This window comes from Burkholderia sp. 9120, assembly GCF_000745015.1.
Taxonomy (GTDB): Bacteria; Pseudomonadota; Gammaproteobacteria; order Burkholderiales; family Burkholderiaceae; genus Paraburkholderia.
The window spans coordinates 1,137,347-1,156,333 of the sequence record NZ_JQNA01000002.1 but is presented as its reverse complement, the minus strand read 5'-3'; the positions used below and the strand labels follow the sequence as shown (position 1 = coordinate 1,156,333).

17 protein-coding genes and 1 tRNA gene are annotated in these 18,987 nt (G+C 62.2%); 15 read left to right on the top strand and 3 right to left on the bottom strand.

The window, feature by feature from the left end:
- Nucleotides 1-63: 63 nt before the first annotated feature.
- The 3 genes from FA94_RS13375 to FA94_RS13365 all read right to left on the bottom strand — a co-directional run bounded on the left by FA94_RS13375 (nucleotide 64) and on the right by FA94_RS13365 (nucleotide 3,301).
- A complete protein-coding gene (locus tag FA94_RS13375; protein ID WP_035551789.1) occupies nucleotides 64-1,653 on the bottom strand; it encodes a SulP family inorganic anion transporter in 1,590 nt (529 codons plus the stop codon).
- 203 nt (nucleotides 1,654-1,856) lie between these two features.
- The gene (locus FA94_RS13370; protein ID WP_035551787.1) at nucleotides 1,857-2,492 is read right to left on the bottom strand and encodes a carbonic anhydrase; all 636 of its coding nucleotides are present in this window, start codon (nucleotides 2,490-2,492) and stop codon (nucleotides 1,857-1,859) included.
- Nucleotides 2,493-2,734: 242 nt separating this feature from the next.
- Nucleotides 2,735-3,301: a hypothetical protein gene (locus FA94_RS13365; protein WP_035562051.1), complete on the bottom strand. Its 567-nt coding sequence runs from the start codon at nucleotides 3,299-3,301 to the stop codon at nucleotides 2,735-2,737.
- Nucleotides 3,302-3,491: 190 nt separating this feature from the next.
- Here FA94_RS13365 and FA94_RS13360 point away from each other — a divergent pair, with 190 nt between their 5' ends.
- The 15 genes from FA94_RS13360 to nuoH all read left to right on the top strand — a co-directional run bounded on the left by FA94_RS13360 (nucleotide 3,492) and on the right by nuoH (nucleotide 18,978).
- Entirely contained in the window at nucleotides 3,492-4,775 is a 1,284-nt protein-coding gene (locus FA94_RS13360; RefSeq protein WP_035551784.1) for a branched-chain amino acid ABC transporter substrate-binding protein, read from the top strand.
- Nucleotides 4,776-4,978: 203 nt separating this feature from the next.
- Nucleotides 4,979-5,251, top strand: coding sequence for a 30S ribosomal protein S15 (gene rpsO, locus FA94_RS13355; RefSeq protein WP_035551782.1), 273 nt, complete (start codon nucleotides 4,979-4,981; stop codon nucleotides 5,249-5,251).
- 366 nt (nucleotides 5,252-5,617) lie between these two features.
- Nucleotides 5,618-7,753: a polyribonucleotide nucleotidyltransferase gene (pnp, locus tag FA94_RS13350; protein WP_176060462.1), complete on the top strand. Its 2,136-nt coding sequence runs from the start codon at nucleotides 5,618-5,620 to the stop codon at nucleotides 7,751-7,753.
- Nucleotides 7,754-7,971: 218 nt separating this feature from the next.
- The gene (locus FA94_RS13345; RefSeq protein ID WP_035562049.1) at nucleotides 7,972-8,988 is read left to right on the top strand and encodes an NAD(P)H-quinone oxidoreductase; all 1,017 of its coding nucleotides are present in this window, start codon (nucleotides 7,972-7,974) and stop codon (nucleotides 8,986-8,988) included.
- A gap of 146 nt (nucleotides 8,989-9,134) precedes the next feature.
- On the top strand, nucleotides 9,135-9,917 hold the full coding sequence (gene tpiA / locus FA94_RS13340) for a triose-phosphate isomerase (protein ID WP_035551776.1): 783 nt from the start codon (nucleotides 9,135-9,137) through the stop codon (nucleotides 9,915-9,917).
- 81 nt (nucleotides 9,918-9,998) lie between these two features.
- Nucleotides 9,999-10,376 (top strand): preprotein translocase subunit SecG, encoded by a 378-nt coding sequence (secG, locus tag FA94_RS13335; protein ID WP_035551774.1) that lies wholly within the window; start codon nucleotides 9,999-10,001, stop codon nucleotides 10,374-10,376.
- Between the two features lie 113 nt (nucleotides 10,377-10,489).
- Nucleotides 10,490-10,574, top strand: a tRNA-Leu gene (locus FA94_RS13330).
- Nucleotides 10,575-10,737: 163 nt separating this feature from the next.
- Nucleotides 10,738-11,097 carry an NADH-quinone oxidoreductase subunit A gene (locus tag FA94_RS13325; protein ID WP_007175615.1) on the top strand — a complete coding sequence of 120 codons (360 nt, stop codon included), beginning with the start codon at nucleotides 10,738-10,740 and terminating at the stop codon, nucleotides 11,095-11,097.
- Between the two features lie 62 nt (nucleotides 11,098-11,159).
- Nucleotides 11,160-11,639 carry a NuoB/complex I 20 kDa subunit family protein gene (locus FA94_RS13320; protein WP_006052903.1) on the top strand — a complete coding sequence of 160 codons (480 nt, stop codon included), beginning with the start codon at nucleotides 11,160-11,162 and terminating at the stop codon, nucleotides 11,637-11,639.
- Between the two features lie 21 nt (nucleotides 11,640-11,660).
- The gene (locus FA94_RS13315; RefSeq protein WP_035551770.1) at nucleotides 11,661-12,263 is read left to right on the top strand and encodes an NADH-quinone oxidoreductase subunit C; all 603 of its coding nucleotides are present in this window, start codon (nucleotides 11,661-11,663) and stop codon (nucleotides 12,261-12,263) included.
- A 9-nt stretch (nucleotides 12,264-12,272) separates the two neighbouring features.
- The gene (locus tag FA94_RS13310) at nucleotides 12,273-13,526 is read left to right on the top strand and encodes an NADH-quinone oxidoreductase subunit D (protein WP_035551767.1); all 1,254 of its coding nucleotides are present in this window, start codon (nucleotides 12,273-12,275) and stop codon (nucleotides 13,524-13,526) included.
- Nucleotides 13,527-13,656: 130 nt separating this feature from the next.
- Nucleotides 13,657-14,142, top strand: coding sequence for an NADH-quinone oxidoreductase subunit NuoE (nuoE, locus tag FA94_RS13305; protein ID WP_035551765.1), 486 nt, complete (start codon nucleotides 13,657-13,659; stop codon nucleotides 14,140-14,142).
- Complete coding sequence (gene nuoF, locus FA94_RS13300) at nucleotides 14,139-15,467, top strand: NADH-quinone oxidoreductase subunit NuoF (RefSeq protein ID WP_035551763.1); 1,329 nt, start codon at nucleotides 14,139-14,141, stop codon at nucleotides 15,465-15,467. Before nuoE ends, nuoF begins: the two co-directional genes overlap by 4 nt.
- Nucleotides 15,468-15,579: 112 nt before the next feature.
- Nucleotides 15,580-17,913 carry an NADH-quinone oxidoreductase subunit NuoG gene (gene nuoG, locus FA94_RS13295; RefSeq protein WP_035551761.1) on the top strand — a complete coding sequence of 778 codons (2,334 nt, stop codon included), beginning with the start codon at nucleotides 15,580-15,582 and terminating at the stop codon, nucleotides 17,911-17,913.
- Nucleotides 17,914-18,978 (top strand): NADH-quinone oxidoreductase subunit NuoH, encoded by a 1,065-nt coding sequence (gene nuoH / locus FA94_RS13290; protein ID WP_035551759.1) that lies wholly within the window; start codon nucleotides 17,914-17,916, stop codon nucleotides 18,976-18,978.
- Nucleotides 18,979-18,987: the final 9 nt, after the last annotated feature.

Here is an 18,987-nt window from a genome sequence, read left to right as displayed (position 1 = left end):
CGTAGAAAAAAAGCCCCGTGTGCCTTGAATGGCGCGGGGCTTTTTCGTTTGGCAACCCGTGCGCTATTCCGCCGCCGCACGCCGCATCGACCAGCCACGCGCCGCGCGCGCCTGCGCCTGAACCTGATGCCGTACCTCGACCGCGATCCCGCGGCGCGGCGCATCGGCCACGAACGTATCGAGCAGTTCGCGCACATCGTGATCGACGAAATCGGCACGCGTCGCGTCGACGATCAACGTGGCGCCGTCGGGAATCTGCTGCAGATAATGCTTGAGCGGCACCTTGCCGAGAAACGACACGTCTTTGCGAAACGACAGCAGATAGTGATCGCCGTGCTGCGCCAGCACGATCGGACCGCGCAGGTTCGCAACCAGCGCGAGCAGCGCGCTGCACAGAATGCCGAGCACGATGCCGATCAGCAGATCGGTCGCGAGCACGCCGACCAGCGTGACGACAAACGGTGCGAATGGCGCGAAACCTTGCCGGGCAATCGCAACGAATAACGACGGCTTGGCGAGTTTCACGCCCGTGAAAATCAGGATCGCCGCGAGACAGGCGAGCGGAATCAGATTGATGACGCTGGTGAGCGCGAACACGCTGACCAGCAGCAACACGCCGTGAACGATCGCCGACAGCCGGCTCTGCGCGCCCGCATGCACGTTCGCCGAACTGCGCACGATCACCGACGTGATCGGCAAGCCACCGATCGCGCCCGCAATCAGGTTGCCCACGCCTTGCGCCTTCAGTTCGCGATCCGGCGGCGCGGCGCGTCGCTGGGGATCGATCTGCTCGACGGCTTCGAGACTCAGCAGCGTTTCGAGACTCGCAACGATCGCCAGCGTGATGGCCACGCGCCAGATGTCCGGATTGACGAGTTGCGCGAAGTGCGGCCCAAAGTCGGCCCATTGAAGCGCAACCTGCAACGCCGCGAACGATTCTAGCGACGGCAGCGCAACACGGTGTTCGGCCGGCGGCGCGAACGAAGGCGCGAGCACGCTGAGCAGCAAAGTCGCGCCGATCCCGAGCAACACGACAGCGAGCGGCGCGGGCAGCAAACGCACGAGCTTGAAGCGTCGCATGGCGCGGGTTTCCCAGCCGACCAGAATCGCCAGCGACAACAATGTGATGACACAGGCCGCGAGCGAGATCGAGCCGAACGGCGTGGCGATCGCGCCGGCGGCTTGCGCGCCGGACGCCGCGGACGAAGCCGATGAAGCGGACGACGCCCCGCCCAGCCCCAGCGCGAGCGGGAACTGCTTGACGATCAGCAGCACGCCGATCGCGGCCAGCATGCCTTTAATCACCGGCGATGGCACGTACGCCGCGAATCGCCCGGCCTTGAGCATGCCGAAGCCGAACTGGATCGCGCCGGACAGCAGCACGGCCAGCAGGAATGCGGAAAAACTGCCGAGCTGCGCGATCCCGTCGACGACGATCACGACGAGGCCCGCTGCCGGGCCGCTCACGCTCAGGCGCGAACCGCTCAGCACGGCCACCACCAGACCGCCGACGATGCCCGAAACGAGCCCCGCAAACGGTTCGACGCCCGACGCGTTAGCGATGCCTAGACAAAGCGGCAGCGCCACCAGAAAAACGACCGTGCCGGCAAGCAGGTCGCGCTGAAACGTGGAGAAGAAAGCGCGTAGATTCATGGTGTCCGTGCAGTGAGAGGTAAGACGCTGGCGCGCGGCTTGGGTGGGTGGCGAAGACCGAACTGTTGCTGACTACCGGGTCGGCTGCGAAAGCTGCGGCGCGTGCACGCCCGCATGCATGCGCGTGATGCGCGTGATGCGCTCGATGCGGCATTCGTCAGCGCGGGTTAGCGCTCCTTTGTGCTCTTCAGCGCTCTTTACCGTTAAGCCGCGCTATGCGCAGCGGTCGCGCAGGTCATCGCATCGTCGGCTTCGTAGCCGGACGTGAGCACCTTGATGCGGCCGTCTTCGAGCGCAAAGATCCAGCCGTGGACGAGCGGCGCCGGACCGGCATCCTGCACGATCGGATGCGCGCGTAAGCGGCGTACCTGGTCCAGCACATTGAGTTCGGCGAGATGGTCGATGCGCTCACGCTCGGTCGCGCGGCCGTCGAGTTCGTCGCGATGCGCGCCCGCCAGCGCGCACAACGGCGCGATCCGGCGATTCACGTGCGGCAGGCTCGGTTCCGGCGGCAGCAGCGCGGCACGCACCCCGCCGCAGCCGTAGTGACCGCAGACGATCACATGCCCGACCTTCAGCACCTTCACCGCGTATTCGAGGACGCTCGCGGAGTTGTCGTCGTCCGGCTGAAACAGGTTGGCGATATTGCGATGGACGAACAGGTCGCCCGGCTCGCAATGCGTGATGGTTTCGGCGGGCACGCGGCTGTCTGAGCAGCCGATCCACAGCACGTGCGGGTTTTGCCCGCGAACCAGATTACGGAAAAACGCGGGATTGCGCACGGCGGTTTCGTGCGCCCAGGCAACGTTGGCGACCAGCAGGCGTTTGGGACGGTTCATCGATAGCGGCTCCGTGAGTGGGGCGCATTGATCCGGCTAAGTTTCGCGACGGCTGTGCTCGCCTGTCAGCGAGCGGTTCCGTCGGGTCAGCGGATATCGAATCAATGCTTACGAATGCCTTTCTATCAAAAAATAAATCCGGCAGGCGAGAAATAAAATTCGCTTGCATGCGAAATAAATAAAAAAAAGCCGCCTGGGGAGGCGGCTTTCGTAGATCCATACGGACCGGTTCGAGCGAATGCTTAGAACAGGCCGCGGCGATCGGGATCATGCAACGGATCCGGCGTTTTCTGGGTGGTCCGCAGAATGCCCTGATCGTCGAAATAAAAGCTGTACATCATGTACCACACGTTGTCTTCCTGATAACGGTAGGTCCAGACCTGGCGCTTCATGAGCGGGAAGTACGCGGTTTCGACCGGTCGGCCGAAATTCACCAGCACGTCGCTCTTGGTCCATTTGCCGATTTCCGCCCGGTAGAACTCGTTGGGTTGCAGCACCTGGCGGACATTGACGATCTTGCCCGAGGCGTCGATGTCGGCGGCGGTGGTGGTTTCGCCCATCGGCTGGGTCGGCCACATCAGCCGTTTGCCGCCGTTCGGCAGGTCGTAGCTTTCGCGCGGCGGTCCGAGGCGCGTGACGATGGTCGATTCGTCGGCGCCTGCCTGGAATTGTTGCCAGGGTTGCGCGCAGCCGGCGAGCGCCAGCGCGCTCAGGCAGACGAGCGCCGCGCGGCGCAGGCGCGAAGCTGCTTGAACGCCGACGGCCGGCGCTCCGGTCGAAGCCGCCGTCAAGGCGTGGCGGTTGAACATGAATTCCTCCGATGGCATTTGAGTCGCGGTTTTTATCATCGAGACCCGGTATTTTGACACGCGCTGCGGCGAAACAGCGGCGCTTCGTGCAAGGCCGCCCGGTCAGTACAGTAACGCTTGCGGCGGCTTGCTTATTCCGTCTCGAGCGACCTATGATCCGCGCTTCGACGAATCAAGCGGGGCGATCACAATGGCGAAGTGGCAACGGGCGGCAGCAGCGGCGCTGGCAGCGATGTCGATGGCGGCGGCGGGTTACGCCGTGGCGCAAACGGGCGGCAAACCGACCGGCGCCCCAATCCAGCTTGCGCTGATCGAAGGCATGTCCGGTCCATTCGCGAACGCCGGCGCCGCGGTGGAGCGCAATCTGCGCTTCGGCGTCGAGCAGGTGAACGCGCAGGGCGGCGTGAAACTCGCCGACGGCGCGCATCCGTTCGAACTGGTTGTGCTGGACAGTAAAGGCAGCGCCGAAGAGGCGCTCACGCAACTGCGCGCGGCCGCCGACCGCCATATCGGCTACATCATGCAAGGCAACAGTTCGGCGGTCGCCGCCGCGCTGATCGGCGCGATCGACAAGCAGAACAGCCGCGAGCCGGCCAACCGCGAGCTGTTCCTCAACTATTCCGCCGACGACCCCGCGTTGACCAACGCCAACTGCAGCTTCTGGCACTTCCGCTTCGACGCGCACGCGGGCATGCGCATGGATGCGCTGGCCGATGTGATCCAGCGCGACAAGGCGGTGAAGAAGGTCTACCTGCTGAACCAGGACTACAGTTTCGGCCACGACGTCAGCAGCCTCGCGCGGTCCACGCTGGCGGCGAAGCGCCCGGATATCGCGGTGGTCGGCGACGAGTTCCATCCGATCGGCCGCGTGAAGGATTTCGCGCCGTATATCGCGAAGATCCGCGCGAGCGGCGCCGATGCCGTGATCACGGGCAACTGGGGCAACGACCTGACGCTGCTGGTCAAGGCGGCGCGCGAGCAGGGCCTGGACACGAAGTTTTATACGTTCTACGGCAACAGCCTCGGCGCGCCGGCCGCGCTCGGCGACGCCGGCGTCAAACACGTGATCGCCGTGGCCGACTGGCACCCGAACGCCGGTGGCGCAGCGTCCGACGCCTGGTACGCCGCGTTCCGTGCCCGTTTCCCGGCCGCCCAGGACGATTACCCGGTGCTGCGCATGCCGCTGATGATCGAAACCCTCGCCGCGGCGATGAACCGTGCCGGCAGCGCCGACCCGCTGGCCGTCGCCCGCGCGTTCGAGGGAATCAGGTTCGACAACGGCTTCCACGCCTCATGGATGCGCGCCGACGACCATCAGTTGATCCAGCCGCTTTACGTGATGGAGATGGACAAAGCCGGCACGCCGGGCGTGCATTTCGATAACGAAGGCTCCGGCTACGGTTTCCGCACGGTGCTGGCGCTGCCGCCCGAGCGCACCGTGCCGCCGACCACGTGCAAGATGAAACGGCCGTAAGGCTTGTCTCGCGCGGCCTTCCTGCCGCCGAGTCGCCCTCGACTCGCCCCGGCGCAGCAGGGTTCGCGGCCGCAATGGGCTGTGCTACAATACGCGTCCCGTTGTGAGGCATGGCATATCAATGTTCAGGCTTTAGCAACGGGAGTAACCCACGGCACGGCCTTTCTTCCGTGACCGCCTGTCTAGTTCTTAAGGAAATCGACATGTCCGCAGTTGAAACAAGCAAGAAGTCCGACGTCGTTGCGCAATTCGCACGCGCAGCTAACGACACCGGCTCCCCCGAAGTTCAGGTCGCGCTGCTCACGACCCGCATCAACGAACTGACGCTCCACTTCAAGGCTCACACGAAAGATCACCACAGCCGCCGCGGTCTGCTGCGCATGGTGAGCCGCCGTCGTAAGCTGCTCGACTACCTGAAGGGTAAGGACGCGGACCGTTACCGCGCACTGATCGAGAAGCTGGGTCTGCGTAAGTAATCGGGCGCGCGGTTAGGCGCTCTTGGCAAGATGCCTGTGTCAGTTCCGCTGATGCAGGCATTTTGTTTTTGCACGGTGCGCTTCATGTGACGCGCGCTGCCTGTGGTCCGCAGTGGCGTGCCGGTTCATGCGGCGGGAACAGGAAGTCGTAGTAAAGCAGTAGCAAAAAGCGGTAGAACAAGCAGCACAAGAGAAACATGGCCGGGCTTCAGGGCAGAGCTTTGTGTCATTCCAGCGGTTCGCGCACGTACTCGACGTAGGGCGTGGTTCTCTGGAATGGCATAACACTACTCTTCCCCCTGCGGCGCCGGTCCTGGCGTTGCCGCGCCGCTTCTGGTCCGCGCGGCATTACGAAGAGGAAAAGCAATGACTATGTTCAATAAGATCGTCAAAGAATTTAAGTGGGGACAACATAACGTTCGCCTCGAAACGGGCGAAGTCGCTCGTCAGGCGAGCGGTGCGGTGATCGTCGATATCGAAGACACCGTCATCCTGGCAACCGTGGTCGGCGCCAAGACCGCGAAGCCGGGTCAGGACTTTTTCCCGCTGACCGTCGACTACCTCGAAAAGACCTACGCCGCAGGCAAGATCCCGGGTGGCTTCTTCCGCCGCGAAGGCCGTCCGTCGGAAGGCGAAACGCTGACCTCGCGCCTGATCGATCGTCCGCTGCGTCCGCTGTTCCCGGAAGGCTTCTACAACGAAGTCCAGGTCGTGATCCACGTCCTGTCGCTGAACCCCGAAATCCCCGCTGACATTCCCGCGCTGATCGGCGCGTCGGCGGCGCTCGCCATTTCCGGTCTGCCGTTCAACGGCCCGGTCGGCGCAGCACGCGTGGCCTACATCAACAACGAATACGTGTTGAACCCGACGCGTCCGCAAATGAAGGAATCGGCGCTCGACCTGATCGTCGCCGGTACGGAGCGCGCGGTGCTGATGGTGGAATCGGAAGCGCAGCAACTGAGCGAAGAAATCATGCTCGGCGGCGTGGTGTTCGGTCACGAGCAGATGCAGATCGCGATCGACGCGATCCATGAGCTGGTCCGCGAAGGGGGCAAGCCGGAATGGGACTGGAAGCCGGCAGCGAAGAACGAACCGCTGATCGCACGCGTGGCGGAACTGGCGCAAGCCGAACTGCTCGCCGCTTATCAGATCCGCGACAAGCAGGCACGTTCGACCAAGCTGAAGGAAGTCTACGCAGCAACGTCGGCGAAGCTGGAAGAAGACGCGGCAGCAAGCGGCACGGCAGCGGCTGACAAGGCTACCGTCGGCAACGTGCTGTTCGACATCGAAGCGAAGATCGTCCGTACGCAGATCCTGAACGGCGAGCCGCGTATCGACGGCCGCGACACGCGCACCGTGCGCCCGATCGAAATCCGTACCGGCGTGCTGCCGCGTACGCACGGTTCGGCACTGTTCACGCGCGGCGAAACGCAAGCGCTGGTTGTCGCAACGCTCGGCACCAAGGGCGACGAGCAGAACATCGACGCGCTCGAAGGCGAGTACCGCGAACGCTTCATGCTCCACTACAACATGCCTCCGTTCGCAACCGGCGAAACGGGTCGCGTCGGTTCGCCGAAGCGCCGTGAAATCGGTCACGGCCGTCTGGCCAAGCGCGCACTGGCAGCCTGCCTGCCGAGCGCCGACGAATTCGGCTACTCGATTCGCGTGGTGTCGGAAATCACGGAATCGAACGGTTCGTCGTCGATGGCTTCGGTGTGCGGCGGCTGCCTCGCACTGATGGACGCCGGCGTGCCGATGAAGGCGCACGTCGCCGGCATCGCAATGGGCCTGATCCTGGAAGGCAACAAGTTTGCCGTGCTGACCGACATCCTCGGCGACGAAGATCACCTCGGCGACATGGACTTCAAGGTGGCGGGTACGGAGCAAGGCGTGACGGCGCTGCAGATGGACATCAAGATCCAGGGCATCACGAAGGAAATCATGCAGGTCGCCCTCGCGCAAGCGAAGGAAGGCCGTATGCATATCCTCGGCAAGATGACCTCGGCGGTGTCGGGCGCGAACACGGTGCTGTCGGACTACGCCCCGCGCATGATCACCATCAAGATCAATCCGGAAAAGATCCGCGACGTGATCGGCAAGGGTGGTTCGGTGATCCGCGCGTTGACCGAAGAAACCGGCACGACGATCGATATTTCGGACGACGGCGTCGTCACCATCGCCAGCACGAGCAGCGAAGGGATGGCCGAAGCGAAGAAGCGTATCGAGAACATCACGCTGGAAGTCGAAGTGGGCCAGGTGTACGAAGGCACGGTGCTCAAGCTGCTCGATTTCGGCGCGATCGTGAACATCCTGCCGGGCAAGGACGGTCTGCTGCACATCTCCGAAATCGCCAACGAGCGTATCAAGGACATCAACGACTACCTGAAAGATGGCCAGCAAGTGAAGGTCAAGGTCATCCAGACGGACGAAAAGGGCCGCGTGCGTTTGTCGGCCAAGGCGTTGCTGAACGACGCGCCGCAAGGCGAGCCGACGCCGGAGTAATCCGGTAGCGGAGCAACGGCCGGCAGCGCGAATGCGCGCCGGCCGTTTTTCATGAAGGGTGCAGGGTGGATTGCGTTGCGAACGTATGCGAATGAGTACAAACGGGTACTCTGTTTGCATGGAGCGCTTCGTCGTCAGTCAGACGGTTCGCGTTTTGAGCGGCGCGCAATAAGTGTGCAGCGGGTGTGCAACGCAATCCAATCTTGGAGTTGACGCAGATGAAAGCGATCGAAATCACCGAATTCGGTGCGCCGGATGTCCTCAAGCTCGCCGAGCGGCCCATGCCGCAGCCGAAGGCGGGCGAGGTGCTGATCAAGGTGGCGGCTTCCGGCATCAACCGTCCGGACGTGTTTCAGCGCAAGGGCGGCTATGCGCCGCCGCCGGGCGCGTCGGATCTGCCGGGGCTGGAGGTGGCGGGCGAGATCGTCGGCGGCACGATCGACGAGAAGAATAATCCGTTCGGTCTGAAGATCGGCGATCGCGTCTGCGCGCTGCTGGCCGGCGGCGGTTACGCGGAATACGCGGCCGCGCCGTTGCTGCAATGCTTGCCGGTGCCGCGGGGTTTGTCGGATGTCGAGGCGGCTTCGCTGCCGGAGACGTTCTTCACGGTCTGGACCAATGTGTTCGACCGTGCGCAACTCGGCAAAGGCGAGGGCGCACCGAACGAGACGCTGCTGGTGCAGGGCGGTTCGAGCGGCATCGGCGTGACGGCGATCCAGATTGCGCATGCGCTGGGTTTTCGCGTGTTCGCCACCGCCGGCTCGGACGAAAAGTGTCGTGCGTGCGAGGCGCTGGGCGCCGAGCGGGCGATCAACTACAAAACTGAGGATTTCGTCGAAGTCATCAAGTCGCTCACCAACGACCGTGGCGTCGACGTGGTGCTCGACATGGTGGCGGGCAGCTACGTGCCGCGAGAGCTCACCGCGCTGGCCGAAGGCGGCCGGATCGTGCTGATCGCGTTGCTGGGCGGCGCGAAAGCTGAGCTGAATCTGAACGAGGTGTTGCGCCGCCGGCTGACGGTGACGGGTTCGACGCTGCGTCCGCGGCCGATCGAATTCAAGGCGAAGATCGCCGCGCAGTTGAAAGAACGCGTGTGGCCGCATCTCGAAGACGGTCGCATCAAGCCGGTGGTGCATCGCGTGTTTCCGGCCGCGCAGGCGGCCGAAGCGCACACGCTGATGGAGAGCAGCACCCACGTCGGCAAGATCGTGCTGAGCTGGGGTCAGGACGCTTGACGCAAGCGGCTCGATACGGCCTTGACACAGGCTGTTTGACCCGATCCACCCCACGCAGTAAAATTGCGCGTTTTGCGCACGCCGCATGAATCCGAAAGGCGGGCTGTAAGCGCAAACGAAGTCCGCCGCCAAGATAAGACGAGACGATGTCGAAACAACGAGCCAAGCTGGTAGTCGGTAACTGGAAAATGCACGGGCGCCTCGCTGAAAATGCGACGCTGTTGCAGGCTGTGGCGCAAGGTGCAAGCGCATTGCCTGGTGAGGTGCGAGTCGGTGTCTGTGTGCCGAGCCCGTATCTCGCGCAGGCTCAGTCGTTACTGGCAGGCAGCCGGATCGTGTGGGGCGTGCAGGACGTGTCCGCGTTCACGCATGGTGCCTATACCGGCGAAGTGGCCGCGCCGATGGTAGTGGATTTCGGCGCTTCGCTCGCGATCGTCGGACACTCGGAACGCCGTGCCTATCATCGCGAAAGCGCCGAGCTGGTCGCGGTAAAAACGCAGCGCACGCTGGAAGCGGGATTGACGCCGATCGTCTGTGTCGGCGAAACCCTCGAAGAGCGCGAAGCCGGTGCGACCGAGCAGGTAGTCGGCACGCAACTGGACGAAGTGCTGGCGAAGCTGTCGGTGCAAGACGCGGCGCGTATCGTTGTCGCGTATGAGCCGGTCTGGGCGATCGGCACCGGCAAGAGCGCGACGTCGGAGCAGGCGCAGGCAGTTCACGCGTTCCTGCGTTCGCGTCTGGCGGCTAAGGGCGCGGAAGTGGCGGATGTGCCGCTGTTGTACGGCGGCAGTGTGAAGCCGGAAAACGCGGAAGAATTGTTCCGTCAACCGGATATCGACGGCGGCCTGATTGGCGGCGCGTCGTTGAAAGACCAGGATTTTCTGGCGATCTGCAAGGCGGCTGCGGTTGTAGTGGGCGTCGCTGGCTAAGCAGGGCGCCTCGGCGAGGATGCCCCATTCCCGTGCCACACACCGTGTGTGGTCCGGTTAATAAAGACTCAGGTGAGTGTGATGCTGTATTTGAAAACATTGATTATCGTCGTTCAGCTGTTGTCGGCGCTCGGGGTTATCGGCCTCGTCTTGCTGCAACACGGCAAAGGCGCCGATATGGGCGCTGCTTTCGGCAGCGGCGCATCGGGCAGTTTGTTCGGCGCGACGGGTTCGGCGAACTTTTTGTCGCGTACAACCGCCGTCCTCGCAGCGGTGTTTTTTGTCACCACGTTGACGCTGACTTACCTCGGCGCGTATCGTGCGAAACCTTCCGCAGGCTTGCTGGGCGCGGCAGCGACTGCACCGGTTGCGGCTTCCGCGGCATCGGCACCGGCAGGTGGGTCGGCTGTGTTGCCGGCATCGGCAGCGTCCACGCCGGCTACCGACGTGCCGAAATAAATTTTCGTTCAAACTGCATTTTGTGCGTTGAACAAACCGCTTAAGCCAGTTATAATTTGAGACTTGAAGCGATTCGCGGGTTTTACAAGTTGTTTTCCCGGATTGCATGCAGTGCCGACGTGGTGAAATTGGTAGACACGCTATCTTGAGGGGGTAGTGGCGAAAGCTGTGCGAGTTCGAGTCTCGCCGTCGGCACCAAAATGTTATCTAAATGCTAGCCGCTTGCTTCGCTTCGGCTGGCATTTTTTGTTTCTGGAGCACGGCTTGCGTTGGGCTTGCAGCTTGTGCGTTTCGGAAGTGATTTCGCGGCAGGAGTGCTATGCTCCTGTCGGCACTCAGAACCAACCGATTGAGGATAGTCTTGAACCTCGCAGCCTATTTCCCCGTCTTGCTGTTCCTCATTGTGGGCACCGGTTTAGGCGTAGCACTGGTCAGCATTGGTAAAATCCTCGGTCCCAACAAGCCCGACACCGAGAAAAACGCACCGTACGAGTGCGGCTTCGAAGCATTCGAAGATGCGCGCATGAAGTTCGACGTGCGCTATTACCTCGTCGCCATTCTCTTCATCATTTTCGACCTTGAAACCGCGTTCCTGTTCCCGTGGGGCGTCGCCCTGCGCGACATCGGCTGGCCCGGTTTCATGGCAATGATGATTTTCCTGCTCGAATTCCTGCTGGGCTTCGCCTATATCTGGAAGAAAGGCGGCCTCGACTGGGAATGATGGATTAATCGCCGGTTTGCGTGGGTGGCCAGGCTTGCCACCCCGTCTGGAGTGGAAAGCAAATGAGTATCGAAGGGGTCTTGAAGGAAGGGTTTGTCACCACCACGGCTGACAAACTGATCAACTGGACGCGCACCGGTTCGTTGTGGCCGATGACGTTCGGTCTTGCGTGTTGCGCGGTCGAGATGATGCATGCGGGCGCTGCCCGTTATGACCTTGACCGTTTCGGCGTGGTGTTTCGTCCGAGTCCGCGTCAGTCGGACGTGATGATCGTCGCCGGCACGCTGTGCAACAAGATGGCGCCGGCTTTGCGCAAGGTCTACGACCAGATGGCCGAGCCGCGCTGGGTGATCTCGATGGGCTCGTGCGCGAACGGCGGCGGCTATTACCACTACTCGTATTCGGTGGTGCGTGGCTGCGACCGCATCGTGCCGGTCGACGTCTATGTGCCGGGCTGTCCGCCCACAGCGGAGGCGCTGGTGTACGGCGTGATCCAGTTGCAGGCCAAGATTCGCCGCACCAACACAATCGCCCGTCAATAAGGCCAACGCCTCCCCCACAATATGGCAAGCAAACTCGAGACCCTGAAAGCGAACCTCGAGGCGGCCTTCAGCGGCCTCCTGTTGAGCACGACCGAGGCAATCGGTGAGTTGACGATCGTCGTGAAGGCAAGCGACTACCTCAACGTGGCAACCCGTCTGCGCGACGACCGCTCGCTCGGTTTCGAGCAATGCGTCGATCTGTGCGGCGTCGACTATCAGACCTATGCCGACGGCGCTTACGACGGTCCGCGTTTCGCGGCCGTTCTGCATTTGTTGTCGGTGCAGAACAACTGGCGCCTGCGTCTGCGTGTGTTCGCGCCGGACGACGAAGTGCCGATTCTCCCCTCGGTTGTCGACATCTGGAGTTCGGTCAACTGGTATGAGCGCGAAGCTTTCGACCTGTACGGCATCGTCTTCGAAGGCCATCCGGATCTGCGCCGCATTCTGACCGACTACGGTTTCATTGGTCACCCGTTCCGTAAAGATTTCCCTGTCTCCGGTTACGTCGAAATGCGTTACGACCCGGAAGAGAAGCGCGTCGTCTATCAGCCTGTGACGATCGAGCCGCGGGAAATCACGCCGCGCGTGATCCGCGAGGATCGCTATGGCGGTCTGAAACACTAAGAGAACGCCATGGCAGAGATCAAAAACTACACGCTCAACTTCGGCCCTCAGCATCCGGCAGCGCACGGTGTGCTGCGCCTCGTGCTCGAGCTCGACGGCGAAGTCATCCAGCGCGCCGATCCGCACATCGGTCTGCTGCATCGCGCGACTGAAAAGCTCGCGGAAACCAAAACCTTCATCCAGTCCGTGCCGTACATGGACCGTCTCGACTACGTGTCGATGATGGTCAACGAGCACGGCTACGTGATGGCGATCGAAAAGCTGCTCGGCATCGACGTGCCGATCCGCGCGAAATACATCCGCGTGCTGTTCGACGAAGTGACGCGCGTGCTGAACCACCTGATGTGGATCGGCGCTCACGCACTCGACGTTGGCGCGATGGCGGTGTTTCTGTATGCGTTCCGCGAGCGGGAAGACCTGATGGACGTGTACGAAGCGGTGTCCGGCGCACGGATGCACGCGGCGTACTATCGTCCAGGCGGCGTCTATCGCGATCTGCCGGAAGCCATGCCGCAGTACAAGGCCTCGAAGATTCGCAATGCGAAGGCCTTGTCGAAGATGAACGAGAACCGCCAGGGTTCGCTGCTCGACTTCATCGACGATTTTTTTACGCGTTTTCCGAAGTGCGTCGACGAGTACGAAACACTGCTCACCGACAACCGGATCTGGAAGCAGCGTCTGGTCGGTATCGGCGTGGTCACTCCGGAACGTGCGTTGAACCTCGGTATGACCGGCGCGATGTTGCGCGGCTCGGGTATCGAGTGGGACCTGCGCAAGAAGCAGCCGTACGAAGTCTACGACAAGCTCGACTTCGACATTCCGGTCGGCGTTAATGGCGACTGTTATGACCGATATCTGGTTCGCGTCGAAGAAATGCGCCAATCCACGCGGATTGTGAAACAGTGCATTGAGTGGCTGCGCAAGAATCCGGGTCCGGTGATGGTCGACAATCACAAGGTTGCGCCGCCGTCGCGTGTCGGCATGAAGTCGAACATGGAAGAGCTGATTCACCACTTCAAGCTCTTCACGGAAGGCTTCCATGTGCCGGAAGGCGAAGCGTACGCTGCGGTCGAGCACCCGAAGGGCGAGTTCGGTATCTACCTGATCTCGGACGGCGCGAACAAGCCGTATCGCCTGAAGATTCGCGCGCCGGGTTATGCGCACCTGTCCACGCTCGATGAAATGGCACGCGGTCACATGATCGCCGACGCCGTGACGATCATCGGTACGCAGGACATCGTGTTCGGCGAAGTGGATCGCTAGGACGTATTCATCGCCGCGCGTCTTCAGCTTGCACCGAAGCGCGCGTCAAGCAAAGGAACGCCGGGTCTGTCGCAGCATGAGTGAGCGACGGGTTTTCGTTCGGTAGGAATTGAAAGAGTCGTGTCTGAAAATGATCTCAGCTGAAGGCCTGAAAGAAATCGATCGTGCGATCGCGAAGTATCCCGCCGATCAGAAACAGTCCGCCGTGATGTCGGCGCTGGCTACTGCTCAGGAAGAGCATGGCTGGCTGTCGCCCGACCTCATGCAGTTCGTCGCGGACTATCTCGGCATGCCGGCAGTCGCCGTGCAGGAGGTTGCTACCTTCTACACGATGTACGAGACCTCGCCGGTCGGCAAATACAAGATCACGCTCTGTACGAACCTGCCGTGCCAGCTCGGCCCGGACGGCGGTGCGGACAGCGCGGCTGACTATCTGAAGCAGAAGCTCGGCATCGACTTCGGCGAAACCACGGCCGACGGCAAGTTCACCCTGAAAGAAGGTGAATGCATGGGTTCGTGCGGCGACGCGCCGGTGATGCTGGTGAACAACCATCGCATGTGCAGCTTCATGAGCCGCGCGAAGATCGACCAGCTGCTCGAGGAACTTTCAAAATGACGTCTTTACACGATCGTCACATCAAACCGCTGATTCTCGCCGGCCTGAACGGCGACAACTGGCATCTCGAAGACTACGTGGCGCGCGGCGGTTACGCCCAGCTGCGCCGTATTCTCGAAGAAAAAATTCCGCCCGAGCAGGTGATCGCCGAAGTCAAGGCGTCGGGTCTGCGCGGCCGTGGCGGTGCGGGCTTCCCGACCGGTCTGAAGTGGAGTTTCATGCCGCGTCAGTTCCCCGGCCAGAAGTACCTCGTCTGCAATTCGGACGAAGGCGAACCGGGCACGTTCAAAGACCGCGACATCCTGCGCTTCAATCCGCATTCGCTGATCGAAGGCATGGCCATCGGCGCGTACGCGATGGGTATCACGGTCGGCTACAACTATATTCACGGCGAAATCTGGGAAACCTACAAACGCTTTGAAGCAGCGTTGGAAGAGGCGCGTCGCGCCGGGTTCCTCGGCGAGAACATCATGGGTTCGGGCTTCTCGTTCGAACTGCATGCGCACCACGGTTATGGCGCCTATATCTGCGGCGAAGAAACCGCGCTGCTCGAGTCGCTGGAAGGCAAGAAAGGCCAGCCGCGCTTCAAGCCGCCGTTCCCGGCGAGCTTCGGCGTGTACGGGAAGCCGACCACGATCAACAACACCGAGACGTTCGCCGCAGTACCGTTCCTGCTCGCAGTCGGTCCGCAGAATTACCTCGAGATCGGCAAGCCGAACAACGGCGGCACGAAGATTTTCTCGGTAGCCGGCGACGTTGAACGTCCGGGCAACTATGAAATTCCGCTCGGCACGCCGTTCTCGACGCTGATGGAACTGGCCGGCGGCATGCGCGGCGGCAAGAAGATCAAGGCCGTGATTCCTGGCGGTTCGTCGGCACCGGTCATTCCGGGCGACATCATGATGCAGACCGACATGGACTACGACTCGATCGCCAAACAAGGCTCGATGCTCGGTTCGGGCGCGGTCATCGTGATGGACGAGACGCGTTGCATGGTGCGCTCGCTGTTGCGTCTGTCGTACTTCTATTACGAAGAATCGTGCGGTCAATGCACGCCTTGCCGCGAAGGCACGGGCTGGCTCTACCGCGTCGTGCATCGTATCGAGCATGGGCTCGGCCGTCCGGAAGATCTGGATCTGCTGAACTCGGTCGCTGAAAACATTATGGGCCGCACGATTTGCGCGCTCGGCGATGCGGCGGCCATGCCGGTTCGCGGCATGCTCAAGCACTACTGGGACGAATTCGAATATCACGTCGCCCACAAGCATTGCCTCGTCGGCGGTCACGCCGGCGCAGCGGCGGCGTCGGAAACCGTAGCGGCTTAAGTAAGCAGACAAGCACGCAGAAGAACACGTCATCCGCGGGATTCATCGCCTGAAACGGGCGGTGAGCCGGGCGAACGATTGAGCGGTAACAGGTTAAGGAAGATTGACCATCATGGTTGAACTTGAAATAGACGGCAAGAAAGTAGAGGTGCCTGAAGGCAGCATGGTGATCCAGGCTGCGCATAAGGTCGACACGTACATTCCTCACTTCTGCTATCACAAGAAGCTGTCGATTGCGGCCAACTGCCGGATGTGTCTGGTCGATGTCGAAAAGATGCCGAAGGCCGTGCCCGCATGCGCGACGCCGGTGTCGGCCGGCATGATCGTGCGCACCAAGTCGGACAAGGCGGTGAAGGGCCAGCAAGCCGTGATGGAATTCCTGCTGATCAACCACCCGCTCGATTGCCCGATCTGCGACCAGGGCGGCGAATGTCAGTTGCAGGATCTGGCCGTGGGCTACGGCAAGTCGGCATCGCGCTATAGCGAAGAAAAGCGCGTGGTGTTCCACAAGAACGTCGGCCCGCTGATCTCGATGGAAGAAATGTCGCGTTGCATTCACTGCACGCGTTGCGTTCGTTTCGGTCAGGAAGTGGCCGGCGTGATGGAACTCGGCATGCTGGGCCGCGGCGAGCATTCGGAGATCACGTCGTTCGTCGGCAAGACGGTGGATTCGGAACTGTCGGGCAACATGATCGATCTGTGCCCGGTCGGCGCGCTGACCAGCAAGCCGTTCCGTTACAGCGCCCGCACGTGGGAGCTGTCGCGCCGCAAGTCGGTGAGCCCGCACGATTCCGTCGGCGCGAACCTCGTGGTGCAAGTGAAGAACAATCGCGTGATGCGGGTTCTGCCGTTCGAAAACGAATCCATCAACGAATGCTGGATTTCGGACAAGGACCGCTTCTCGTACGAAGGCCTGAACAGCCCCGAGCGCTTGACGCAGCCTATGCTCAAGCAAGACGGCAAATGGATCGAAACCGACTGGCAAACCGCGCTTGACTACGTGGTCAAGGGTTTGAAGGGCATCAAGGGCGACCATGGCGCGGATGCGCTGGCCGCGATTGGTAGCGCGCACAGCACGGTCGAAGAACTGTTCCTGTTGAAGCAACTGGCGCAAGCGGTCGGCACGCCGAACGTCGACTTCCGTCTGCGTCAATCGGATTTCTCGGCGCCGGTGAACGGCGCGCCGTGGCTCGGCACGAGCATCGCCGAGTTGTCGAACGTCGACGCCGCACTGGTGATCGGCTCGGATCTGCGCCGTGACCACCCGCTGTTCGCCGCGCGTCTGCGGCAAGCCGCGAAGAACGGCGCGAAGCTCACGCTCGTGCAGGCCACGAACGACGACGCGCTGATTCCGCAAGCGCAACGCGTGGTCGCCGCACCGTCGGCATGGCTCGACGCGTTGGCGGGTATCGCCGGCGCGGTGTCGGAAGCGAAGGGCGTGGCACTGCCGGAAGCATTTGCCGGCACGCAGCCGACCGACGCCAACAAGCAGGTCGCGAAGTCGCTCAGCACCGGCGAAAGCCGCCTCGTGCTGCTGGGCAACGCGGCGGTGCGTCATCCGGATTTCGCTGTCATTCACGCCGCGGCGCAATGGATCGCGGACGCAACCGGCGCGACACTGGGCTTCCTCACGGAAACGGCCAACACGGTCGGCGCGCATCTGGTGAACGCGCTGCCGGGCCAGGGCGGTCTGAACGCTCGCGAAGTGTTCGAGCAACCGCGCAAGGGTTATCTGCTGCTGAACGTCGAACCGGAGTTCGACACGGCCAATCCGGCGCAGGCTTTGACCGCGCTGAACCAGGCTGAGATGGTAGTCGTGATGTCGCCGTTCCAGACGGGCGCTGACTACGCCGACGTGCTGCTGCCGATCGCGCCGTTCACGGAAACGTCCGGTACGTTCGTCAATGCCGAAGGCACGGTGCAGTCGTTCAACGGCGTCGTGCGTCCGCTCGGCGACACGCGTCCGGCATGGAAGGTGTTGCGCGTGCTGGGCAGCCTGCTGGGCGTGCCGGGCTTCGAATTCGACACGTCGGAAGAAGTCCGCACGGCAGCGCTGGGCGACGGTGCATTGACGCCGCGTCTGTCGAACAAGACGGGTGCTACGGTCGCGCGCGGCAAGGCGGTCAAGGCAGCGGAAGGTCAGTTCGAGCGCATCGCGAACGTGCCGATCTATCACGCCGACGCGCTCGTGCGTCGCGCTGAATCGCTGCATCTGACCGCGGCGTCGCGTGCGGCGAACTCGGTCGGTCTGCCGGCCGGGTTGTTCGACAAACTCGGTTTGAAGGAAGGTGACGCAGTGCGCGTGCGCCAGGGCGAGCAATCGGTGCAGTTGCCGGCCGTGCGCGACGCGAATCTTGCGGAGACGGTCGTCCGCGTATCGGCGGCTACGCCTGCCGGTGCAGCGCTGGGCAGCCTGTTCGGTGAACTGCTGGTGGAGAAGGCGTAAATGAGCTTGTTCGATACGATCAACTCGGGCGGCACCCAGCTTCTCGGTGTGGCATGGCCCACGGTGTGGGCACTGGTGCGCATCCTGGTGGTGGCCGTCGTGATCCTGCTGTGCGTGGCTTACCTGATTCTCTGGGAGCGTAAGCTGATCGGCTGGATGCACGTGCGTCTCGGCCCGAACCGCGTCGGCCCCGCAGGTCTTCTGCAGCCGATCGCCGACGTGCTGAAGCTGCTGCTGAAAGAAGTGATTCAGCCGGCGCAAGCCAGCCGCTGGATCTACCTGATCGCGCCGATCATGGTGGTGGTGCCGGCCTTCGCGGTCTGGGCGGTGATTCCGTTCCAGGCGGGCGCGGTGCTCGGCGACATCAACGCGGGTCTGCTGTACGCCATGGCGATTTCGTCGATCGGCGTGTACGGCGTGATCCTGGCCGGTTGGGCGTCGAATTCGAAATACGCGTTCCTCGGCGCGATGCGCGCCGCGGCGCAAATGGTCTCGTACGAAATCTCGATGGGCTTCGCGCTCGTCGTCGTGCTGATGACCGCCGGCACGCTGAATCTGTCGGGCATCGTCAATTCGCAGGAACACGGCTTCTTCGCTTCGCACGGCCTGAACTTCCTGTCGTGGAACTGGCTGCCGCTGCTGCCGATGTTCGTCGTGTACTTCATCTCGGGCATCGCCGAAACGAACCGCCACCCGTTCGACGTGGTGGAAGGGGAGTCGGAAATCGTCGCGGGTCACATGATTGATTACTCGGGGATGGCGTTCGCGCTGTTCTTCCTCGGCGAGTACATCAACATGATCGTGATCTCGGCGTTGGCTGCAACATTGTTCCTTGGAGGCTGGAGCGCTCCGTTCGGGTTCCTGTCGTTTATCCCGGGCATCTTCTGGCTCGTCTTCAAGGTTTTCCTGCTGTTGTCGGTATTCATCTGGGCGCGCGCCACATTCCCGCGCTATCGCTATGACCAGATCATGCGTCTGGGCTGGAAGGTTTTCATTCCGGTCTGCGTGGTGTGGCTGGTGGTGGTCGGCTTCTGGATCATGTCGCCGTTGAATATCTGGAAATAAAGGGCGGAT